Origin of the sequence: Marinobacter sp. MBR-99, from assembly GCF_040547575.1 — a bacterium.
GTDB lineage: Bacteria > Pseudomonadota > Gammaproteobacteria > Pseudomonadales > Oleiphilaceae > Marinobacter.
Genome location: NZ_JBEPPY010000027.1, coordinates 1 through 20,936 on the forward strand (window position 1 = coordinate 1; position 20,936 = coordinate 20,936).

Annotated in this window: 21 protein-coding genes and 1 pseudogene; 15 read left to right on the top strand and 7 right to left on the bottom strand. The window is 58.5% G+C overall.

Annotated elements, in window-relative coordinates; translation table 11 throughout:
- Window positions 1-91 precede the first annotated feature (91 nt).
- Window positions 92-238: pseudogene (locus ABIE59_RS18405) on the top strand (beta-hydroxydecanoyl-ACP dehydratase); the annotation flags it as partial.
- An 11-nt stretch (window positions 239-249) separates the two neighbouring features.
- Entirely contained in the window at window positions 250-1,461 is a 1,212-nt protein-coding gene (fabB, locus tag ABIE59_RS18410; RefSeq protein ID WP_354449146.1) for a beta-ketoacyl-ACP synthase I, read from the top strand.
- On the opposite strand, the gene ABIE59_RS18415 is transcribed toward fabB, so the two are convergent.
- Window positions 1,462-1,818 carry a helix-turn-helix domain-containing protein gene (locus ABIE59_RS18415; protein ID WP_072676369.1) on the bottom strand — a complete coding sequence of 119 codons (357 nt, stop codon included), beginning with the start codon at window positions 1,816-1,818 and terminating at the stop codon, window positions 1,462-1,464.
- Window positions 1,819-2,005: 187 nt separating this feature from the next.
- Between ABIE59_RS18415 and trhP the strand changes: the two genes are divergently transcribed.
- The 8 genes from trhP to ABIE59_RS18455 all read left to right on the top strand — a co-directional run bounded on the left by trhP (window position 2,006) and on the right by ABIE59_RS18455 (window position 10,101).
- Window positions 2,006-3,328, top strand: a complete 1,323-nt coding sequence (trhP, locus tag ABIE59_RS18420; protein ID WP_354449148.1) for a prephenate-dependent tRNA uridine(34) hydroxylase TrhP — start codon at window positions 2,006-2,008, stop codon at window positions 3,326-3,328.
- A gap of 509 nt (window positions 3,329-3,837) precedes the next feature.
- Complete coding sequence (gene sufB, locus ABIE59_RS18425) at window positions 3,838-5,286, top strand: Fe-S cluster assembly protein SufB (protein ID WP_354449150.1); 1,449 nt, start codon at window positions 3,838-3,840, stop codon at window positions 5,284-5,286.
- Between the two features lie 108 nt (window positions 5,287-5,394).
- Complete coding sequence (sufC, locus tag ABIE59_RS18430; RefSeq protein WP_354449152.1) at window positions 5,395-6,156, top strand: Fe-S cluster assembly ATPase SufC; 762 nt, start codon at window positions 5,395-5,397, stop codon at window positions 6,154-6,156.
- 15 nt (window positions 6,157-6,171) lie between these two features.
- Window positions 6,172-7,458, top strand: a complete 1,287-nt coding sequence (gene sufD, locus ABIE59_RS18435; protein WP_354449154.1) for a Fe-S cluster assembly protein SufD — start codon at window positions 6,172-6,174, stop codon at window positions 7,456-7,458.
- Window positions 7,459-7,462: 4 nt separating this feature from the next.
- Window positions 7,463-8,716, top strand: a complete 1,254-nt coding sequence (locus ABIE59_RS18440; protein WP_354449156.1) for an aminotransferase class V-fold PLP-dependent enzyme — start codon at window positions 7,463-7,465, stop codon at window positions 8,714-8,716.
- A gap of 12 nt (window positions 8,717-8,728) precedes the next feature.
- A complete protein-coding gene (locus tag ABIE59_RS18445; protein WP_342631133.1) occupies window positions 8,729-9,085 on the top strand; it encodes a HesB/IscA family protein in 357 nt (118 codons plus the stop codon).
- 18 nt (window positions 9,086-9,103) lie between these two features.
- Window positions 9,104-9,646, top strand: a complete 543-nt coding sequence (sufT, locus tag ABIE59_RS18450; RefSeq protein WP_152439009.1) for a putative Fe-S cluster assembly protein SufT — start codon at window positions 9,104-9,106, stop codon at window positions 9,644-9,646.
- Window positions 9,643-10,101, top strand: a complete 459-nt coding sequence (locus tag ABIE59_RS18455; RefSeq protein ID WP_058090504.1) for a SufE family protein — start codon at window positions 9,643-9,645, stop codon at window positions 10,099-10,101. Before sufT ends, ABIE59_RS18455 begins: the two co-directional genes overlap by 4 nt.
- Before the next feature lie 2 nt (window positions 10,102-10,103).
- Here ABIE59_RS18455 and ABIE59_RS18460 read toward each other — a convergent pair whose 3' ends face one another.
- Both ABIE59_RS18460 and ABIE59_RS18465 read right to left on the bottom strand, forming a co-directional pair.
- Window positions 10,104-11,306: a flagellar assembly protein T N-terminal domain-containing protein gene (locus ABIE59_RS18460; protein ID WP_354449159.1), complete on the bottom strand. Its 1,203-nt coding sequence runs from the start codon at window positions 11,304-11,306 to the stop codon at window positions 10,104-10,106.
- A 33-nt stretch (window positions 11,307-11,339) separates the two neighbouring features.
- The gene (locus ABIE59_RS18465) at window positions 11,340-11,879 is read right to left on the bottom strand and encodes an LPP20 family lipoprotein (protein ID WP_061332971.1); all 540 of its coding nucleotides are present in this window, start codon (window positions 11,877-11,879) and stop codon (window positions 11,340-11,342) included.
- 248 nt (window positions 11,880-12,127) lie between these two features.
- Here ABIE59_RS18465 and traF point away from each other — a divergent pair, with 248 nt between their 5' ends.
- The 5 genes from traF to trmL all read left to right on the top strand — a co-directional run bounded on the left by traF (window position 12,128) and on the right by trmL (window position 17,212).
- Window positions 12,128-13,393, top strand: a complete 1,266-nt coding sequence (gene traF / locus ABIE59_RS18470; protein ID WP_354449161.1) for a conjugal transfer protein TraF — start codon at window positions 12,128-12,130, stop codon at window positions 13,391-13,393.
- 161 nt (window positions 13,394-13,554) lie between these two features.
- Complete coding sequence (locus ABIE59_RS18475) at window positions 13,555-14,667, top strand: tRNA nucleotidyltransferase/poly(A) polymerase-related protein (protein ID WP_354449163.1); 1,113 nt, start codon at window positions 13,555-13,557, stop codon at window positions 14,665-14,667.
- 15 nt (window positions 14,668-14,682) lie between these two features.
- A complete protein-coding gene (locus tag ABIE59_RS18480) occupies window positions 14,683-15,423 on the top strand; it encodes a pteridine reductase (protein WP_354449165.1) in 741 nt (246 codons plus the stop codon).
- A gap of 140 nt (window positions 15,424-15,563) precedes the next feature.
- Window positions 15,564-16,742 (top strand): acetyl-CoA C-acetyltransferase, encoded by a 1,179-nt coding sequence (locus ABIE59_RS18485; RefSeq protein ID WP_354449167.1) that lies wholly within the window; start codon window positions 15,564-15,566, stop codon window positions 16,740-16,742.
- Between the two features lie 5 nt (window positions 16,743-16,747).
- Window positions 16,748-17,212 (top strand): tRNA (uridine(34)/cytosine(34)/5-carboxymethylaminomethyluridine(34)-2'-O)-methyltransferase TrmL, encoded by a 465-nt coding sequence (trmL, locus tag ABIE59_RS18490; RefSeq protein WP_354449169.1) that lies wholly within the window; start codon window positions 16,748-16,750, stop codon window positions 17,210-17,212.
- Here trmL and ABIE59_RS18495 read toward each other — a convergent pair.
- From ABIE59_RS18495 to ABIE59_RS18510, 4 genes are read right to left on the bottom strand one after another with little or no spacing between them, the layout of a single operon-like run.
- Window positions 17,170-17,985, bottom strand: a complete 816-nt coding sequence (locus ABIE59_RS18495) for a heme ABC transporter ATP-binding protein (RefSeq protein ID WP_354449193.1) — start codon at window positions 17,983-17,985, stop codon at window positions 17,170-17,172. The genes trmL and ABIE59_RS18495 overlap by 43 nt on opposite strands.
- On the bottom strand, window positions 17,985-19,022 hold the full coding sequence (locus ABIE59_RS18500) for a FecCD family ABC transporter permease (RefSeq protein ID WP_106694650.1): 1,038 nt from the start codon (window positions 19,020-19,022) through the stop codon (window positions 17,985-17,987). Before ABIE59_RS18500 ends, ABIE59_RS18495 begins: the two co-directional genes overlap by 1 nt.
- Window positions 19,012-19,866: a heme/hemin ABC transporter substrate-binding protein gene (locus tag ABIE59_RS18505; protein ID WP_354449171.1), complete on the bottom strand. Its 855-nt coding sequence runs from the start codon at window positions 19,864-19,866 to the stop codon at window positions 19,012-19,014. The genes ABIE59_RS18500 and ABIE59_RS18505 overlap by 11 nt, the downstream gene beginning before the upstream one ends.
- A complete protein-coding gene (locus ABIE59_RS18510; protein ID WP_354449173.1) occupies window positions 19,863-20,936 on the bottom strand; it encodes a hemin-degrading factor in 1,074 nt (357 codons plus the stop codon). Before ABIE59_RS18510 ends, ABIE59_RS18505 begins: the two co-directional genes overlap by 4 nt.

Sequence of the window (20,936 nt, forward strand, 5' to 3'; positions counted from 1 at the left end):
CGGCATTGAATCGCTTTATTATCGAGTTCGGTGACCGCCTGGACGGCCACCTGTAATGGGATGGGCAGTTACACAGATTTATTTACAGGCTCTTACTTACCGCCTGGACATCAAACGCCTCATCCGCCGTAAGCTGACCATGGCAATTGCGGATGCCCGTATGGAAGTCGACGGCCGGGAAATCTACACCGCCAAAGACCTTCGGGTTGGCCTGTTCACATCTACTGATGACTTTTAGGAGTTAGCACGATGCGTCGCGTTGTTGTAACCGGCATGGGGATTGTCTCCAGCCTCGGAACCAACCAGAAAGAAGTAGCCCAGTCCCTTCGGGAATCCCGCTCCGGCATCGCCTTCAGTGAGGAAGCCAGAGACAATGGTCTGCGAAGCCACGTTGCGGGCAAGATCGACCTGAACCTGTCGGAACTGATCGACCGCAAGATCTGGCGCTTCATGTCCCCGGCGGCCGGCTACTGCTACCTGTCAGCCAAAGAAGCCATCGAACAGGCAGGCCTGACCGAAGAACAGATTCGTGCCAACAGCACCGGTGCGGTATTTGGTACTGGCGGCGCCTCCACCGTGGAGCTTCTGGACGCCATCGACACCCATCGCGACAAAGGCATTCGCCGGGTTGGCCCTTATCGGGTGCCCCGCACCATGGGTAGCGCGATCAACGCATCCATTACTACCGCATTTGGCATTACCGGCATCAACTACGGCATCACCTCTGCCTGCGCCACCAGTGCCCACTGCATTGGCCACGCGGCAGATCAGATCGCCCTGGGCCGTCAGGAAGTCATGCTCGCTGGTGGTGGTGAGGACATTCACTGGACTCTGAGCCTGATGTTCGACGCCATGGGCGCGCTGTCCACCAAGTACAACGACACACCGGAGCTGGCCTCACGCACCTACGATGCGGACCGCGACGGCTTCGTTATCTCCGGCGGTGGCGGTGCCTTGGTACTGGAATCCCTGGAGCACGCGGAAGCCCGTGGCGCCACCATCCTGGCGGAACTGGTTGGCTTTGGCGCCACCTCAGACGGCGCCGATATGGTCGCCCCGAGTGGCGAAGGTGCGGTTCGCTGCATGAAGCAGGCCATGGCGCAGGCTGGCGGTGAGATCAAATACATCAACACCCACGGTACCAGCACCCCGGCCGGTGACATAACCGAGCTGAAAGCCCTGAAGGACACCTTTGGCGACAAAATTCCGCCACTGAGCTCCACCAAACCCCTGTGCGGCCACGCCCTGGGTGCCGCTGGCGTGCACGAAGCCATTTACACCCTGATCATGCAACGGGAAGGCTTTATTGCCCCGTCTGCCAACATCCAGAACCTGGACGAAGGCGCCGAAGGCTACCCCATCGTCCGGGAACGCCAGGACAACCAGAACCTGGACCTGGTGATGAGCAACAGCTTCGGCTTCGGCGGCACCAACGCCACCCTGATTTTCAAGAAAGTCTGATCAGGACAGCCTGAGCGAGCGATATTCAGCCGGCGGAGTGCCCATCCAGCGCTTGAACGCCCGGCTGAATGCGCTGAGTTCCGAGAAACCAAGCTGTTCGGCAATCTCTACCAGCGGCTTGGTTTTATCTTTCATGTAGGTAATGGCCTGTTCGCGGCGCACCTGCTCCAGCAACGACGCAAACGTCAGCCCCTCTTGCCGCAACTTCTTGTGCAACGTGTAGCGGCTCATATTCAGCTGCCCTGCCACCGTCTCCACACCCACCTTGCCACGCGCCAACTGAAGCCGGATCAACACACTGACCCGATTACTCAACGAACGCTTTGAAACCTCAGGCCCCAGAGGCTCTGATGCCATGCCAATTCCTCCTGCCATTCTGTTTTAATCCACTGTGAAAGCTTGTCAGCGTACACATGTTAGCCGAGATCAATCAATACGACTTTTGAGCAAGATCAATGGCGATGCACTCAGTTTAGGGCAAAATCCACATTTTTCATGATGCCCTTCCTGCAACCACTGATTACCAGAACCACCCGGAGCCCCCATGACCACCCCGGAACTGCTCGCGCCCGCCGGCACCCCCGAACACCTTGAAACCGCTTTCGCCTACGGCGCCGATGCAGTCTATGCCGGCCAGCCAAGGTACTCGCTGAGAGTAAGGAACAACAGTTTCAGAGACGTTTCAGCTCTCGGCGCCGGCATCGAACGCGCCCACGAATTGGGAAAACAGTTCTACCTCGTCTCCAACATCGCCCCCCACAACGACAAGGTACGCAGCTACCTGCGAGACCTGGCGCCAGTGCTGGAACATAAGCCCGACGCCCTGATCATGTCCGACCCGGGCCTGATCATGCTGGTGAGGGAAACCTGGCCCGACCAACCCATCCACCTGTCGGTACAAGCCAACGCCGTCAACTGGGCCACCGTCGAATTCTGGCGCCGCCAGGGCATCAACCGGGTCATCCTGTCCCGGGAACTGGCCCTGAACGAAATCCGCGAAATCCGCGAGAAAGTCCCCGGAATGGAACTGGAAGTGTTCGTACACGGCGCGTTGTGCATGGCCTACTCCGGCCGCTGCCTGCTGTCCGGCTACATGAACCACCGCGACGCCAACCAGGGCGCCTGCACCAACGCCTGCCGCTGGAACTACAAACCGGTACAACACAGCCACGACCAGACCGGCGACCTGATCGCCACCTCCGCCGACGCCGTGAAAACCTACGAACCCAAAGAAATCCTGCTGGAAGAACCCAACCGCCCCGGCGGCTTCATCCCCGCCTACGAGGATGAACACGGCACCTACATCATGAACTCCAAAGACCTCCGCGCCGTCCAGCACGTCGCCGAACTGGTCAACATGGGCGTCCACTCCCTGAAAATCGAAGGCCGAACCAAAAGCACCTACTACGTGGCCCGCACCACCCAGGTCTACCGCCAGGCCATCAACGACGCCCTCGCCGGCAAACCTTTTGACATGCACATGATGAACGAACTCGAAGCCCTCTCGAACCGCGGCTACACCGAAGGTTTCCTCCGCCGTCACGTACCCCAGGAATACCAGACCTACGAACAGGGCTCCTCCTACCTCGGCACCCAGCAAGTGGTAGGCACCATTACCGATGCGGATGACCGATGGCTCACCATCGACGTCAAAAACAAATTCGCCCCCGGCGACCAACTCGAACTCATCACCCCGTCCGGCAACCTGCGCTTCAGCGCCAACACCATGGAAAACCGCCACGGCGAAGCCATGGACTACGCCCCGGGCAGCGGTCACATCGTTAAAATCCCCAGGCCAGATAGCTTGCCGGAAAAGCTGGACTTCACTTACCTGACCAAGATTTTTCCCAATAGCCCAGAGAGTTAAAGAGAAGCTTAGTGGCGGTCCGCGCAATGTCGCCGGAGCTGGGCGGGTACGCCTTCCCAAAACCTTGCGGAGCCAGGGATGGCGGAGCAGAGCGTACACGGACGTATCCACAGCGTGTTTTGGGAAGGCGTACCCGCCCGGCGACCACACCAATCCTGAAGGCTACAAAAGCCCAGACTCCAGGCCAGAAAACAAACCAAAGTCTATCAAGGCAATAACCGCCCCCTTAGTGCCCCGAGGGCCGATTAAGGTATAATCCCTACACAACCGATTTAATACCTGACTAAAATACTCTGGTATTGTATAATCGCTCGCCAGAAGCAACGGGAAAACGGCCAAAAAAGCCCGCCCCGTCATCCAAAAACCGATTGCAGGGCGTACTCAAGGACACGAGCGACCACTGCAACGCCAGCAAACAGATGACATCCGCCGACACCACCCAGCCAAAGGTATGCTCGGCGAAACACAGGGCACCATGCCCAAGATGAGAGAATTACGGAGCGACGATCATGGCGACCACCGACAACGAGGTGAAAGAGCTGATCAAACGGGAATACGAGCACGGATTCGTCACTGAAATTGAATCCGACACCTTCGAACCCGGCCTCAATGAAGATGTAATCCGCCGCCTGTCTGAAATCAAACAGGAACCGGAATTCATGCTCGAATGGCGCCTGAAAGCCTATCGTCGCTGGCTGGAAATGGACGAGCCGGAATGGGCTCACGTAGATTTCCCGAAAGTGGACTACGATGCCATATCCTATTATTCGGCGCCCAAGAAAAAAGAAGACATGCCCCAGAGCCTGGACGACGTTGATCCGGAGCTGCTGCGCACCTACGAAAAACTGGGCATCCCCCTGCACGAACGGGCGAAACTGGCCGGTGTAGCGGTTGATGCCGTCTTCGATTCCGTTTCTGTGGCCACCACCTTCAAAGAACCGCTGGAAAAAGCCGGCGTGATCTTCTGCCCCATCTCCGAAGCGGTACAGAAGTATCCGGAACTGGTGAAAAAATACCTGGGCAGCGTCGTGCCGGCCGGCGACAACTACTTCGCCGCCCTCAACTCCGCCGTGTTCTCCGATGGCTCCTTCGTGTACATCCCGAAGGGCGTTCGCTGCCCCATGGAACTGTCCACCTACTTCAGGATTAACGCGGCCAACACCGGCCAGTTCGAGCGCACCCTGATCATCGCCGAAGAAGGCAGCTACGTGAGCTACCTGGAAGGCTGCACCGCCCCCATGCGGGATGAGAACCAGCTGCACGCAGCAGTGGTGGAACTGGTCGCCCTGGACGACGCCCAGATCAAATACTCCACGGTACAGAACTGGTACCCGGGCGACGAGAACGGCAAAGGCGGCATCTACAACTTCGTCACCAAGCGCGGCGCCTGCATCGGCAAGAATTCCAAGATCTCCTGGACCCAGGTAGAAACCGGCTCCGCCATCACCTGGAAATACCCGAGCTGTGTGCTGCGCGGTGAGAACAGCGTTGGTGAGTTCTACTCCGTGGCCCTCACCCACAACTACCAGCAGGCCGATACCGGCACCAAGATGATTCACCTTGGCAAGAACACCAAGAGCACCATCATCTCCAAGGGTATCTCCGCCGGCCGCAGCTCCAACGCTTACCGCGGCCTGGTAAAATTCGGCCCGGGCGCGGAAGGTGCGCGTAACTTTACCCAGTGTGACTCGCTGCTGATTGGCGACCGCTGTGGCGCCCACACCTTCCCGTACATCGAAAGCAAGAACAAATCGGCCATCGTGGAGCACGAAGCCACCACCTCCAAGGTCAGCGACGAGCAGATGTTCTTGTGCCGTCAGCGTGGTATCGATCCGGAGCAGGCGGTGTCCATGATCGTGAACGGCTTCTGTAAGGAAGTGTTCAAAGAGCTGCCGATGGAGTTTGCGGTGGAAGCCGGCAAGCTTCTGGAAGTCAGCCTGGAAGGCTCCGTCGGTTAACGAGACGGCATACACACAAGTATCCCGGAAGGGACACCCTGATAGCTGACTCCCCCATACTTGGGGCAGGAAAAGAATTCAGACGGTTAAAAAGAGAGAAGCGTACAAATGCTGAGCATCAAAAACCTGCACGCCTCCGTTGAGGGCAAAGAAATCCTCAAAGGCATCAACCTGGAGATCAAAGCCGGGGAAGTTCACGCCATTATGGGCCCGAACGGTTCCGGTAAGAGTACCCTGTCACAGGTTCTGGCAGGCAACGACGCATTTGAAGTTACCAGCGGCGAAGTCACCCTCAATGGCGACAACCTGCTGGATCAGGAAACCGAAGAGCGCGCCCGCGAAGGTATCTTCCTGGCGTTCCAGTACCCGGTGGAAATCCCCGGTGTCAGCAACCTTCAGTTCCTACGCACCGCCGTAAACGCCATGCGCAAGCACAAAGGCGAAGAAGAAATGAACGCCGCCGAATTCATGAAGCTGGCCAAAGAGGTCTCCAAACAGGTCGACCTGGACCCGGCATTTCTGAAGCGCGGCGTAAACGAAGGCTTCTCCGGTGGCGAGAAGAAGCGTAACGAAATCATGCAGGCCCTGCTGCTGCAACCGAAACTGGCGATTCTGGATGAAACCGACTCCGGCCTGGACATCGACGCCCTGCAAGTCGTATCCAACGGCGTAAACGCATTGCGCGCTGAAGACCGCGCCATCCTGATGGTCACCCACTACCAGCGCCTGCTGAACCACATTGTGCCGGACTACGTGCACGTACTGGCCGGCGGCAAAATCGTTAAATCCGGCGGCCGCGAACTGGCCCTTGAGCTGGAAGAACGGGGTTATGGCTGGTTGGGCATCAAAGACGAAGACACCAGCAACTGATCAGGAGGTCGCGGAATGAAATCAGCACCCACGCTTTCCAGCGCCTTCCTGCACCCGGCCGGGCAATCTTTGCCGGAGCCGTTGCTGGCGCTGCGTAAACAAAGGGCCAGCGCACTGGTTGATATGCCACTGCCAACCCGCAAAACCGAGAACTGGAAGTACTCCAGCAAGTATCTGAAACTGGCCGATGACATGGCCATCTCCTTGCCGACTGAAGGCAAAGGCGGCAACAGCCTGGCGGTTCCCGGTTACAAAGTTGTTTTCAACAACGGCGTGATGATCCCGGAAGCCAGTGAGTACCCGGACCTGGACGGTATCATCATCCAGAGTTTCAGTGACTTGGATGAAGACGACGCCAAGGCGGTATCACTGCAGCTTGGCAGCACCCTGGACCATGACCAGGCCCAGTTTGCCCGCGTGAACGGCGCCCGATTCGAGGACGGCCTGTTTATTCGCCTACTGCCCGGTGCCGTGCTCGACCAGCCGTTGTTCGTGATCCACGAAACCACCGCCGATGACAGTGGTTCGGCTTATCCGCGTATCTACGTGGAAGCCGGCGCCAACAGCCAGATGACGCTGGTGGAAGAATACATTTCCAGTGGTGATGCAAGCGCCCTGGTTAACACCGTTACCGAATTCAACCTGGCCGATGGCGCCAACATCACCAGCATTCGCCTGAACATGGAAGGTGAAAACGTTCAGCACATTGGCGCTACTGGCGTTCTGCAGCAACGCAGTTCCCGGTTCGAAAGCCACTGCGTGGGCTTCGGCGGCCCGCTGCGCCGGCACGATCTGCAGGTTCGCCTGGAAGGTGAGGGCGCGGAGACCAAACTCAACGGCGTAGTGGTTACCCAGGGCAAGCAGCACTACGACAACCACACATCCATTGACCATGTAGCGGCCCACTGCAACAGCGAAGAGACCTACCGCAACATCGCTGCGGACCAGTCCCACGCTATCTTCAATGGCCGCATTCATATCCACCAGGACGCCCAGAAGTCCAATGCGGATATGAACAACAAAAATCTGCTGCTGTCTAACGGTGCAGAGATCGATACGAAACCGGAACTTGAGATCTACGCGGATGACGTCAAGTGTGCACACGGCGCCACCATTGGCCAACTGGATGAAACCTCGGTGTTCTATCTGGTATCCCGCGGCATTGGTCGCCGGCAGGCCAACGTGCTGTTGACCATGGCGTTTATAAACGAGCTGGTGCAGCAGATTCCGGTGGAAGCCGTGCGCGAAACTGCCCAGGCGCGGCTCAATGATTTCTTCGAGCAAACCTTTCAGGAGGCCTGAGGGCATGACTGACTTGTCCGTGGTAAAGAACACCAACTCCCCGGCGTTTGATGTAGAAGCCATCCGCCGAGACTTCCCGATCCTGGCACAGGAAATCAACGGGAAGCCGCTGGTGTATCTGGACAACGGCGCTTCGGCCCAGAAGCCACAAGCCGTCCTCGATGCCATGGACCGCTATTACCGCGAGATGCATTCCAACGTGCATCGGGGCGCCCACACTCTGGGCGACCGGGCAACGGCCGCCTTTGAAGGCGCCAGGGAAGTGGTGCGTCATTTCCTGAACGCCCCCAGCACCAAAGAAATTATCTGGACCCGTGGCACCACGGAGGCCATCAACCTGGTGGCCAACGGCCTTGCCCCGCGCCTGAAAGCCGGCGATGAGATCCTGGTCAGCCATATGGAACACCACGCCAACATCGTGCCGTGGCAGATGATCGCCGAGCGCACCGGCGCCAAAGTGGTCCCTGTGCAGGTTACCCCCGAAGGCGATCTCGACCTGGATTCCTTCAACAGCCTCCTCAACGAGCGTACTCGCGTGCTGGCTCTGACTCACGTATCCAATGTGTTGGGCACCGTAAACCCGATTGCCCCGTTGATCGAGCAGGCAAAAAAGCAGGGCGTGATCACCCTGATTGACGGCGCCCAGGCGGTGCCGCATTTCAAGCCAGACGTGCAGGCACTGGGCTGTGATTTTTACGTGTTTTCATCCCACAAACTGTTCGGGCCCACCGGCATCGGTGTGCTGTATGGCCGTGGAGAACTGCTGGAAGAAATGCCTCCTTATCAGGGGGGAGGCGAGATGATTGAACGGGTGTCGTTCGAGCGCACCACCTGGAACGTTCTGCCCTACAAGTTTGAAGCTGGCACCCCGGCGATCGCCGAAGCCGTCGGCCTCGCGGCCGCGATCGATTACCTGGACAGGCTGGACCGCCAGGCCATGGAAGCGGCAGAAAATGCCCTGCTTATCCGTGCCAACGAGCTGGTAGAGACGGTTCCGGGCATGGAGATTATCGGCACCGCGAGGCAGAAAGTACCGGTAATGTCCTTCAAGATTGCCGGCCTGCACCCAAGCGACATCGGCACCCTGCTGGACCAGCAAGGCATTGCCATCCGCACTGGTCACCACTGCGCGATGCCATTGATGGATTTCTACGGAGTACCCGGTACAGCCCGGGCTTCATTTGCGTTCTACAATACGCTGGAAGAGGTCGAGAAACTGTTTACCGGCCTGCAAAAGATTCAGCGCCTGTTTGCCTGAGGAGGTGGAAACATGTCAGCCGAAGTCTTCACCCCAAATGATGTGAACGTGACCATGACTCCGACGGCGGTCAAACACGTTCGCAAACAACTGGATAAAAAACCAGAAGCCAAGGGCATTCGCCTGGCCATCAGAAAGAGTGGCTGCTCCGGCTTCAAATATGAAACCCAGTGGGTGGAAACCCCGGAATCCGACGACCGTATTTTTACAATCGACGGCGTGGATGTGTTCGTAAAGCAGGAACACCTGCCCCTGGTGAACGGTATTGAAATCGATTTTGTCACCGAGGGCGTCAACTCCCTGTTCCGCTTCCGCAACCCCAACGCGACAGCGGAGTGTGGGTGTGGCGAGAGTTTTACGGTGGCATAAACAGAGGTCTTACAGAGCATGCAAGAACGGGAAGTTGTTCTAACCAAGCGCGAAGTGGAGGCCCGGCTGGTGCCTTCCGGCACGGAGATCATGATTCCGTCAGACACCTTCGTGACCATCACCCAGTCCCTCGGTGGCACCTTTACCGTAGCGGTGAATGGCAACCTGGCACGCATTGAGGGTCACGACGCAGACGCCTTGGGCAAGCAGCCCCTGGAAAGCAGCTTTGAGACCCCGGAAGACGGCACCATCAACGAAAACCAGGTGTGGGAAGCCCTGCGCAACTGCTATGACCCGGAAATCCCGGTCAACGTGGTGGACCTGGGCCTGATCTACAACTGCAAAATCGAGAACGGCACCGAAGACGGCAACCACATTCACATCACCATGACCCTCACCGCCGCTGGCTGTGGCATGGGCCCCGTCATCACCAACGATGTGCAAACCAAGGTGGAGCATGTCCCCAACGTCGACAAGGTAACGGTTGAGCTGACCTTTGATCCGCCCTGGAACAACGATATGCTCACCGACGAAGCCAAACTTGAACTGGGAATGCTATGACCGCCAGCAAGGAACAATTTCTCGACAACCCTCTGGGGGTAAAAACCACCCTGGAAGACGTTCTGGACGCCTTTGAGTTTCTGGACGACTGGGAAGAGCGCTACGCCTACATCGTGGACCTGGGCAAACAGTTGCCGGCGTTCCCGGATGACGAGCGGACAGAAGAGAATTACGTGCATGGCTGCCAAAGCCAGGTGTGGCTGGTTCACCATCACGACGAAGACAGCGGCAAACTGTTCCTGCTGATCGATTCAGACGCCATCATCGTGCGTGGCCTGGCGGCCATTATACTGGTAGCCCTGAACGGCAAGACACCGCGGGAGTTGCTGGCCACCGACATCGACGAGCTGTTCGAACAACTGGATCTGTTCCGCCACATCTCGCCAACACGGGGTAATGGCCTGCGGGCAATGGTCGGCAAGATCCGGGACATCGCGGCGGCCGAAGCCGCCTGATCTCACCAGATGATCGCCATGTCATCCCGCTGGATATTCACCTGACCACCGATTATCGGCAGCCGACCGATGCTGAAATCCGGGTGCACGTTATCCAGGGTGATTGAAACTCTCGCGTCCGTCAGCTCAGGGGTGCCGTCCAGTGAATCAAAGTAACGCTGGCTGCGGTAGATATTGAGCTCGTCACCCGGACGCAGGCCAGCCGTAGCTCCAGAGGCCAGAGTCACCCGATCGCCAGTCACCCGAGTGACCCGCACCATGAATGGCTGACACGCCAGGGCATTGTTCACCGCCACCGACATGTCATCAATCACACCAGACACCGCCCGGCCCCACTCGGATTGCTCGAAGCCGGCAGATGCAAAACCGCCCGTGCCACTGCCCTTGGGATCCCAGCGAGCGGAGGTTTCAAAACGCTGACGAAATACCGGCGAACCACTGAAGCCATCGAACACCATCACCTCAGCTTCAAACCGGCGAGTGGTATCGACCAGCCCAATGCCGCGTTGCATGCGGTTGATGATGGAACTGCCCCAGGCGTTTGGGTCTGCCACACCAATGTCTCTGATCACACCCGACACCACGAACTGCGCCCCCAGCTCCCGAGCCAATTGAACCACATTGGTCAAGTGGTTCGCGGCCAGATTCTGGCGCGAGGTCGGAGCATCCGGAAGATCGCTAAACAACTGCAATGAGGTGGAACCCAACACCTGCATCCTGCCTTGAGACTGCAAGCGGGCAATCAGTGCCTGCGGCAATTTCTCGCCGGCATCATCGAGCCCCGGATTTCCGCCCTGCTGTGGCCGGACAATCGGAAAGCCTGTCACCGCAACCCGCTTGCGCAGCCCGGAGGCTTCCCCGGCCTTACAACTTTCGGTACCGGAAGCATCCGCCATCTCGGCCCGCACCACCACCCGCAAAAGGTTGCCGCTACGGTACTCATCCACAATGGTGGCATTACGTAACTGGGCGGTGGCCGATAGCTGCGTTCGGGACTGGGTCAGCTCACCATTTTCAAGCGTATCCTGGGTGCTTACGCTGGCCTCATACTGCAGTGCGAGATCACGCATGGCCGCCTGCCGGGCCTCGGCGCGGGCCTGGTCCAGATTGTTCTCCCGGATATTGGCATGGCCCACCCCCTCAAGCACCGCGGCGCTGACCACGCCCGAGCATACCCACAGCAACAATAGAACAATGGTTTTCATACTTCTCCCGCATTCCGCCAGGGCATTAACGGATTAATCCAGATAATAGAGCGACTGGGTGCGCCGGGTTTCTACATCCCCAACCCGGTCGTTCTGGCGCGGCATGGGGATCATGCATTGATCCCGAACCTGATCATCCACCACCCGTGAAACGCACTCACGGAATCTTGGTTCCAGCTTGAGCTCCATCACTGTCTCAATCACACCATCGCTGTGCTCGTTCACCGCCACCATCCGCGCGCCGCGAATATAACTGTCTACATAGGTGCGGAAGTTGTCATTGTTAACGACAAAATCATTCACCGTGGAACTGCCGTAAATCACCGTACCGTATACCCGCTCAGCCAGATTCCGATAGGCATCCAGTTGCGAAGCACGCCGGGCCATTAACCGCTTTCGAGGATTGATGCGGTCTTCACGGACATCCTGGTAGGTGCCAAAACCACTGACCCGAACCGTGATGGGTTCAAATTCTGTACGGGTATCCTGCGAGCTGTTCTGATAGCTGCCCACCGGCGCGCAAGCTGCCAATGTAAAAACCAGAACAGGCACGAGAGTCCATCGCAGTGTCATTATCTTGTCTCCGGAAAACACTTTTGCAGTATCCATGAAAAAATCACGCCAGCATCAACAACCCAATGATGTTACGCGCTTTTTTAAAACCAACGACCTTTCTCCCATGGGAAAGCGGCAACAGTCTGCCTTCGTTTACAGTTCGGGAACAAACCGTTACCCGTTGTGAGCTGCTTCACGGATTAAACTCGTCTAATCTTTCAAGTACTTAATTGTTTGTACCTGCAAAAAACAACTCAGGACTGTTCATGAAAACAAACCGCCTTTGCAAATTGTCCCTGGCCATCAGCCTTTCCGTTGCCACCACCTCTGCCCTTGCGAGCCCGCAGACACCCATGTCTGCGCGCTCGTTCGCCATGGGCGGGACTGGCGTCGCCGTAGCACATCCCTCTGCGGCCCCCTTGGCCAACCCGGCCATGATGGCCGCGCCCCAGCATGACTGGGCGGATGATTTCGGCCTGATGCTGCCCTCGGTCAATGCACGATTTGCGGATGAAGAAGAAGTTATTGATCAGATTGATGATATTCAGGATGTGATTGATGAGTTCCAGGGACTGAACAGAACCTCTAACCCCGAAGAAGCACGTCGTCTCGCAGGAGATCTTCGGGAGCGTTTGAACAACTTTGATCGAGACACTGTTCGGGTCGATGCTGGCCTGGGCATTGCCTTTGCTATTCCCACGAATTCCATTTCAGTAGGCTTTGTGGCGGATGGCGCCATCCGGGCGACCGTCAGGGGCGAACTGGATCCGGATGATGATGCGTTCCTGAGGGAGCTCGAAACCGCTACTGCACTGGAGCTTGCAACTGCAGACCTGGACAGGGATCTGAAATCCAGGGGCCGCATTCTAGCGTCGGCAGTTGCTGAGGTCGGCATCAGCCTGGCCACAACCTTTGAGTTGAACAATGGCGAGCAATTCCAGTTCGGCGTCACCCCAAAATATGTCGAGCTTCGCACTTTCCAATACACCGAAACCGTCTCAGGTTTTGAAGACGATGACTTCGACAGTGACGAATTCGAAACTGACAAAAGCGGCTTCAACCTGGATATCGGTGCCGCCTATGCCTTCGGTGAGAATCGCGAGTGGAATGCCGGTGTGGTGGTCAAAAACCTGATTCCGATGGAGCTGGACTCCGCGCAGGCACGCCCGTTCCTCGGCGAAGAGAAACGCACCCTCGAACTCAACCCCATGGTCACTGCCGCCATCGCCCACAAGAGCGACTACCACGTAGTCACAGCCGAACTGGACCTGACCAAGAAAAAAGCCTTCGGCTTTGAAGACGATACACAATGGCTGGCTGTCGGCGCCGAATTCGACGCCTGGCGTTACGCCCAGCTGCGCGCCGGTATCCGGCACAACCTGGCCAGCAACAGCGATAACGACGGCATCGAAGAAGATACCCAGTTCACCGCTGGTCTGGGCCTGAATGTTCTTGGCGCCCGTCTGGATATTGGCGCTCTGTACAGCAGTGCTGATGTGGGTGCCGCGATCGAGCTTGGCACCTCCTTCTGATATCGCCGTAGTTCCAGAGCCCGGCCTGCCCCGCAAGCCGGGCTTTTTTGTGCCATACGGCATCCTTGCCACGCAAAGTCACGGTTCGGGTTTGCCTACGGCAGACTGTGGCCGGATAATCTACCGATCTGCACCCACACACCAAAGGAAACCCCAGCTTCATGCAAACCTATCTGGTAGGCGGCGCCGTTCGGGACAAACTGCTCGGCCTTGAGGTGAAAGACCGGGACTGGGTCGTGGTTGGCAGCACACCGGATGAGATGCGGGCGAGAGGTTTCAAGCAGGTAGGGGCCGATTTTCCGGTGTTCCTGCACCCGAAAACCCACGAGGAATACGCGCTGGCCCGCACCGAACGCAAGCAGGGCCGGGGTTACCACGGGTTCACCGTGTACAGCGCACCCGATGTCACCCTTGAGCAGGACCTGAAACGCCGCGATCTGACCATCAATGCCATGGCGGAAACCGAAGAGGGCGAGCTGGTTGATCCGTTCCATGGTCACGGCGATCTTGAACAACGAAAACTGCGCCATGTGTCCGAAGCGTTCGCCGAAGACCCGCTACGCATCCTGAGAACCGCCCGGTTTGCGGCGCGCCTGCAGCCTATGGGTTTTAGTGTATGCCAGGAAACCATGGCCCTTATGCGCGAGATGGTCAGTAAAGGCGAGCTGGGAGATCTTGTACCGGAGCGCGTGTGGCAAGAGGTTCAGCGAGCACTGCATGAAAAAGCTCCCGGCGTGTTTTTCGATGTACTCAAAGACGTTGGGGCGCTGGAGATTCTGATTCCTGAGCTGGCCAGACCGGCGATGTTGCAGCATGGGCTGCAGGCTCTTCATTGCGTACATCGGAAGAACGGCAACACGTCCCAGCGCTTCGCCGCGCTCCTGTGCGCCGTCCCGGAAGCCGCAGCTGTTACCCGTGCCAAAGCCATGAAAAGTCCGAACGACTGCAAGGACATGGTGCACCTGGTCGGCCGTTTTATGGGCCAACTCGCCGAATCGAGCCAGCCTGCTCCTGGCCCGGAACAGGCCATGGAGTTACTGGAGAAAGCCGATCTCTGGCGCCGCCCAGAGCGCTTTGCCCACTTACAGGAAACTCTGAGCTGCACAGTTAACCCCGACCAGTCTGAGTTCCTCAGCCAACTGGACACGGCCGCCCGTCTGGCCCTGGCGGTCAACCCCCAAGACCTGATCAAACAGGGCCACAAAGGAAAAGCCCTGGGCGATGCAATCCGCAACGAGCGGCTGGCACGTATCAAACAGGCATTGACCAACTGACCAGAGGAATTGTGTATGGCTGCCCCCGTTGTCCTGATTACCGGCGCTGCCCACCGACTCGGCGCCCGCACGGCAGAGGTCCTGCACGCCCGGGGCTGGAACCTAGTCATCCACTATCGTTCGAGGGCCGACCAAGCGACCGAACTGGTGGCGAAACTGAATCGGGAACGGCCCGACTCAGCCACCTCGATACAGGCAGACCTGGCAGACACTGAACAGGTTGCCAAGCTGGCCAAAACCGCCTGCCAACATTGGGAACGGCTGGATGGCCTGGTCAACAACGCCTCAGTCTTCTATCCCAGAACCACCGAAGACTCTGGCGAAGACGACTGGAACGCCGTCATGGGCGCCAACCTGAAAGCGCCATTCTTTCTGCTCAAACACTGCCTGCCAGAGCTGAAAAAGAACAACGGAGCGGTGGTGAACCTTATCGATATCTACAGCGAGAAGCCGCTGAACCATCACCCCCTGTATTGTGCGAGTAAAGCGGGCCTGGCCGCCCTCACCCGATCGTGGGCCAAAGATCATGCCCCGGAGATCAGGGTAAACGGTGTATCGCCCGGCGCTATCCTGTGGCCAGAGGGCGAGGCCGAAATCGACCCGGTTTACCAGCAGGCCATTCTGGACAAAACACCCCTGGCCCGCACCGGCAACCCGGACGACATTGCCGGTGCCATCGCCTTCCTCTTGTGCGATGCACCTTTTATCACCGGGCAGGTGCTCTCCGTCGACGGCGGCCGCAGCCTGAATATGTAAATCCTTCCCCCCGCAAGCCAAAACAACTCATACCTTGGTTGTTTTGGCCGAACCGGGCTTTCCCGCTACAATGCCTGCCATCCTGATTCACACGCCGGCGGGCATCTTTCTGATCCTGCCCTTATAAACGGAGAATTCCCATGCGTGATGTCGTGATTGTTACCGCAAAACGTACCGCAGTTGGCAGTTTTGGTGGTGGCCTGTCCAGCCTGCGGGCCGACCAGCTTGGTTCCGCCGTCATCAAGGCGCTGATGGAAGAAACCGGCGTGGCCGGCGAACAGATCAATGAAGTCATCCTGGGCCAGGTACTGACTGCCGGTTGCGGCCAGAACCCTGCCCGACAGGCAGCCATCAATGCCGGCCTGCCCAGCTCCGCCCCCGCGATTACCATCAACAAGGTGTGTGGTTCCGGCCTGAAGGCCGTGCACATGGCCGTGCAGGCCATCCAGTGCGGCGATGCCGAGATGATCATCGCTGGTGGCCAGGAAAGCATGAGCCAGGCGCCGCACGTTCTGCCCAACAGCCGTAATGGCCAGCGCATGGGCAACTGGAGCATGGTCGACACCATGGTGAACGATGGTCTGTGGGATGCCTTCAACGATTACCACATGGGTATCACCGCCGAAAACATCGTGGAGAAGTACGGTATCAGCCGGGACGAGCAGGACGAATTCGCCGCAGCCTCCCAGCAAAAAGCCGTGGCTGCCCAGAACGCCGGCTATTTTGACGGCCAGATTGTTCCGATCACCATTCCCCAGCGAAAGGGCGACCCGCTGGTAGTCAGCAAAGACGAATGCCCCCGCGACGGCGTGACCGGAGACAGCCTTGGCAAACTGCGCCCGGCGTTCAAGAAAGACGGCTCCGTGACGGCCGGCAACGCCTCATCCCTGAACGACGGTGCCGCCGCTGTGATGGTGTGCAGTGCCGAGAAAGCCAAGGAACTGGGCCTGACCCCGCTGGCCACCATCAAGGCCCACGCCAATGCTGGCGTTGACCCCACCATCATGGGTACCGGCCCGATTCCCGCCAGCCAGCGCTGCCTAGAGCGGGCCGGCTGGACGGCCGCAGAGCTGGACCTGATCGAAGCCAACGAAGCCTTCGCGGCCCAGGCCATCTCCGTCAATCGGGACATGGGCTGGGATACCAGCAAGGTCAACGTGAACGGCGGCGCCATTGCCATTGGCCACCCGATCGGCGCCTCCGGCTGCCGTATTCTGGTTACCCTGCTGCACGAAATGGTGCGCCGGGACGCCAAGAAAGGCCTGGCAACCTTGTGCATCGGTGGTGGCATGGGTGTTGCCCTGGCCGTGGAACGCTAAGCACGGTGCTGCACGTTGTACTCTATGAGCCGGAGATACCGCCCAATACCGGCAATATCATCCGGCTCTGCGCCAACACCGGCTGTCAGCTGCACCTGATTGAACCGCTGGGGTTTTCCCTGGAGGACAAACAGATGCGTAGGGCCGGGCTGGATTACAGCGAGTACGCCACCGTAAAGATCCACCCGGATTACGCCAGCTTCCTGGAAACCGAACAGCCCGCAAGGCTGTTCGGACTCACCACGAAAGGCAGCCGCCACTATCACGAGGCCGATTTCCAGGATGGCGACTACCTGATGTTTGGGCCGGAAACCCGAGGGCTGCCAGTAGACGTTCGGGAAGCCCTGCCAGAACAGAACCGGCTGCGGGTGCCCATGCGCCCGGAGAGCCGCAGCCTGAACCTGTCCAATACCGCGGCCCTGGTGGTTTATGAGGCCTGGCGGCAGACCGGATTCAACGGCGCCGTCTGAGCACTCCCGCTGGCAAGGGGAATGACCAGCGGATAGCCCTCAGGGAGTTGGATAACCCGGGCCCGATAGCCGTAAACCGCTTTCAATAGTGACGGCGTCAGTACCTCACTGGAGCCCCCTTCATGAAAGCAGCGGCCGGACTTCATGACCACCATTCGGTCTGCAAACTGAGCCGCAAGATTAAGGTCATGGACAATGGCCAGCACGGCCACCCCGTGCTCCCGGGCCATTGCGCCCACCAACTCCAGCACCATCTGTTGGTGCGCAGGGTCCAGTGCCGACGTGCACTCGTCCAGCAATAACAGTCGATCCTGCCGGGTATCCCATATCTGTCCCAGCACCCTGGCCAGCTGCAACCTCTGCTGTTCCCCGCCGGACAATCCCGGCACCAGCCGATGCCGCAAATGCTTGATCTCCAGGGCTTCCATCAGGGTTTCTGCCACGGAATCCACGCATCGGCGGGTTGCGGCCGGACGACCAAGGGCCACCACTTCCTCCACCGTCAGTGGGAAGTTAACCTCAACACTCTGAGGCATAATTGCCCGATGGCGTGCCAGCTCACCCGGGCACCAGCCACCAAGTTCGCGGCCGGCTAGACGGATCCGGCCCCGGTACGGCAATTCTCCAGCCAGTGCTTTCATAAGCGTTGACTTACCCGCACCATTCGGCCCCAGCAGCATCAATACTTCACCAGCAGACACCGTCAGATTGATATCGCTGACAATCTCCGTTCCCGCTAACGATACACTCAAGTTCTGAATTTCCAGGACCATCACATCACCTTTCTCCGCATGAGCAAACCCAGAAAAAACGGACCTCCGATCAGAGACATCATCAGCCCGATGGGCAGCTCGGCGGGTGCAACAACAACGCGCGCGATGGCATCAGCCGCAACCAACAGAGTTCCCCCCATCAGCGCACTGACTGGCAACACCACTCGATGACTCGCCCCCAGCAGCTGCCTTACCAGGTGCGGCACAACCAATCCGACAAAGCCGATCAGTCCGCTAACAGCCACGGCTGCGCCAACACCCAGCCCGACAACCAGTATCGCTACCTTCTTAACGGTGGCTGTTCGATACCCCAAGTGGCCCACTACCGATTCGCCCAACAAAAACGCGTCCAGTGGTCTGGCCAGCCAGGGTGCTGCCATTAAAGCCAGGATCATGAAAGGTGCACCTAAAACAAGATCGTCCCAGGCAGCATGGCCAAGGCTTCCCATTGTCCAGAACGTCAGGGATCTTAATTCCTCATCGCTTGCGTAGAACGTCAGCAAACCGGTTGCTGCGCCCGCCACTGCGTTAATGGCAATACCCGCCAACAGAAGCGTTGCCACAGCCGTCTGGCCAGCACGACTGGCAATTCGCCAGGCCAGAATGACGGTGCCACTACCGCCGGCAAACGCGGCCAGGGGCAACGCCCACTGCCCCGCCAGGGTCACCCAACCACCAAGGGCCGTCCCGCCAAGAACGATGACGGCAATGGCGGCCAGTGACGCACCAGCGGAGACACCTATCAGGCCAGGATCTGCCAGGGGGTTTCGGAAAAGTCCCTGTAGTATCGCGCCGGAAACCCCCAATACAGCTCCAACCAGAAAGCCGAGTAGAAACCGGGGTAACCGGACTTCCAACACAACCATAGCCGCTACCGGATCCGAAGCTTCCCGGCCGGCAACGACCTTGAGAATATCCATCAGTGCAAGGTCGTAGGCACCACTACCAATCGATGCCAGGGCCGCAACCGCCAGGAGAGCTCCCAGCAACAAGAGCGCCGGCGCCAACGGCAAACGACCGGAATGGTCACGGATCATTGGCGGCTATTTCCCTTTGGCCGGGCAAGGCATCGTTAAGCGCCGCCATCGCTTCCGGCAAGCGAGGGCCGAAGCCAAGCAGGAACATACTGTCGGCCACCAGCCGATGCCCGGACTGCCATGCTTCAAGGCGTTCAACCTCTGGCCACCCCGAAATGTCGAACTGGCCCGGAGTGGATTCCGCGATCACCACCGCATCAGGGCGGGAAGCAAGAATCGCCTCCCGATTGGCCGGTTTGTACCCTTTAATACCCTGGGCGGCATTTTCGGCCCCGATCAGTTCAACCAGAGCATTCGCTGCAGTCTCCGACCCGGCCAACATGACCGAGTGGTTGCCAGCGGCGAGGATGAACAGGATTCTGGGCTGGTAATCACGGTTTCCGGTGTTCTGTTGAATCCGGCGGATATCCGCCTCGACGCCAGCCACCAGAGCCTGCGCTTCCTCGGTTGCCCCGAGCAGCTCGCCAACAGACAATATGCGCTCCAGCGCTGCCTCCGCGGTCCACCGCGACGGCAGTTGCGCAACCCGAACCCCGGCGCGCGCGAGGCGCTCAAGATTCCGGGCGGGCGCTGCCTGCTCTGAGGTAATCAGCATATCCGGCTTCAGTGCCAGAACGCCCTCGAAAGGCAAAGCGCGCAGATAACCAACCGTGGGTAGCTCAGCCGTTTGCTCCGGATAACCGCTGGTGGTATCCACTCCAACCAGGCGCGACTCCTGCCCAAGGCGATAGACGATTTCGGTGATGGCACCGTCTGCAGTCACCAGGCGGCTCGGTTCGGCAAACACCGAGCCCGATGCCAGCGACAATCCAATCAGAATGAACAGGGGCCATCGCAGCCTCATGACAAAGCCTCAAGCGTTGCGACCTGTTCACGCCAGAGTTCCGATTCCGGAATGCCGGGTTTACGTTCACCAAAAACCGTCAGGACCAGTTCTCCGTCTCCATTGAAAGCTTCCACAGATGTGATCAGACCATCGGTGGACGGACGTCGTACCAACCACCAGCGTTTGATACCGTCGGTGTTAGCGTGCAGGTTGAAGCCCGAATCCAGTACGTTCATCCAGGGGCCAGTGCGGCGAACATTTGTGACACCCCCGGTAAAGATCTGGACAATCCCGGGATTGCCGACAAAGAACATCGCCGGGCATTGGTTGTCTCTCAGCAATCCCAGCAACCGATCCAGCACATTCTGATCCCCTGACTGCAGCTCCGTGGCCCACTCACCACGCACCAGTTCGAGCGCTGTCAGGCGGTCAGCACCGGCACGCTTTAACAGAGCTCCAAAATGATGGACATCTTTGAGTTTCTCCCAGCCAGTGCGCAGCGCATCAACATCCACGGTTTCCGGGGACGAACGCTGCAATGTCTCTCGCCGGCCTACCGGTTTAAAGGCTTCCTGGCGGGCTGCTGTAAAGCGTTCGACCATTTTTTCCCAGGCATCCGCATCGGTCGTGTCCACTCGATAGATCTTGTGAATGGCCGTGCCGTACTGGTCGAAAAACTGAAGGCTTTCCCGTAGCCCGGACCGCACCTGCTCCAGTACCCGGTAGCCCCAGGCCCAGTGTTTGAAAAACACCCGTATGTCAATCTCTCCAACCGCCAGCCCCATAGCTCCAGAGCCGCCAATCGTGAAGTCTCTGAAGCAACCGGTAACTTCATGAACTACCTCGTTGTTGCGGGCAAGAATCATCACCGGTCCGACCTGCTCCAGGGCTCCAAGGATCTGACTAAATTCGTTTACGAGTGGAACGACGGCATCGCGCTCCCGGAGTCGTACAAGCTCCATTTCGCTGACCCCAAGCCGGTCTGCGACCTGGCGGATCCTGAGATTCGGCTCCTGTTGTCTGATGGCTTCCCATCGTGCCGGCAGGTTGTCCGGCACACTTACTGAATCGGCTATTGCCTGTTGCAT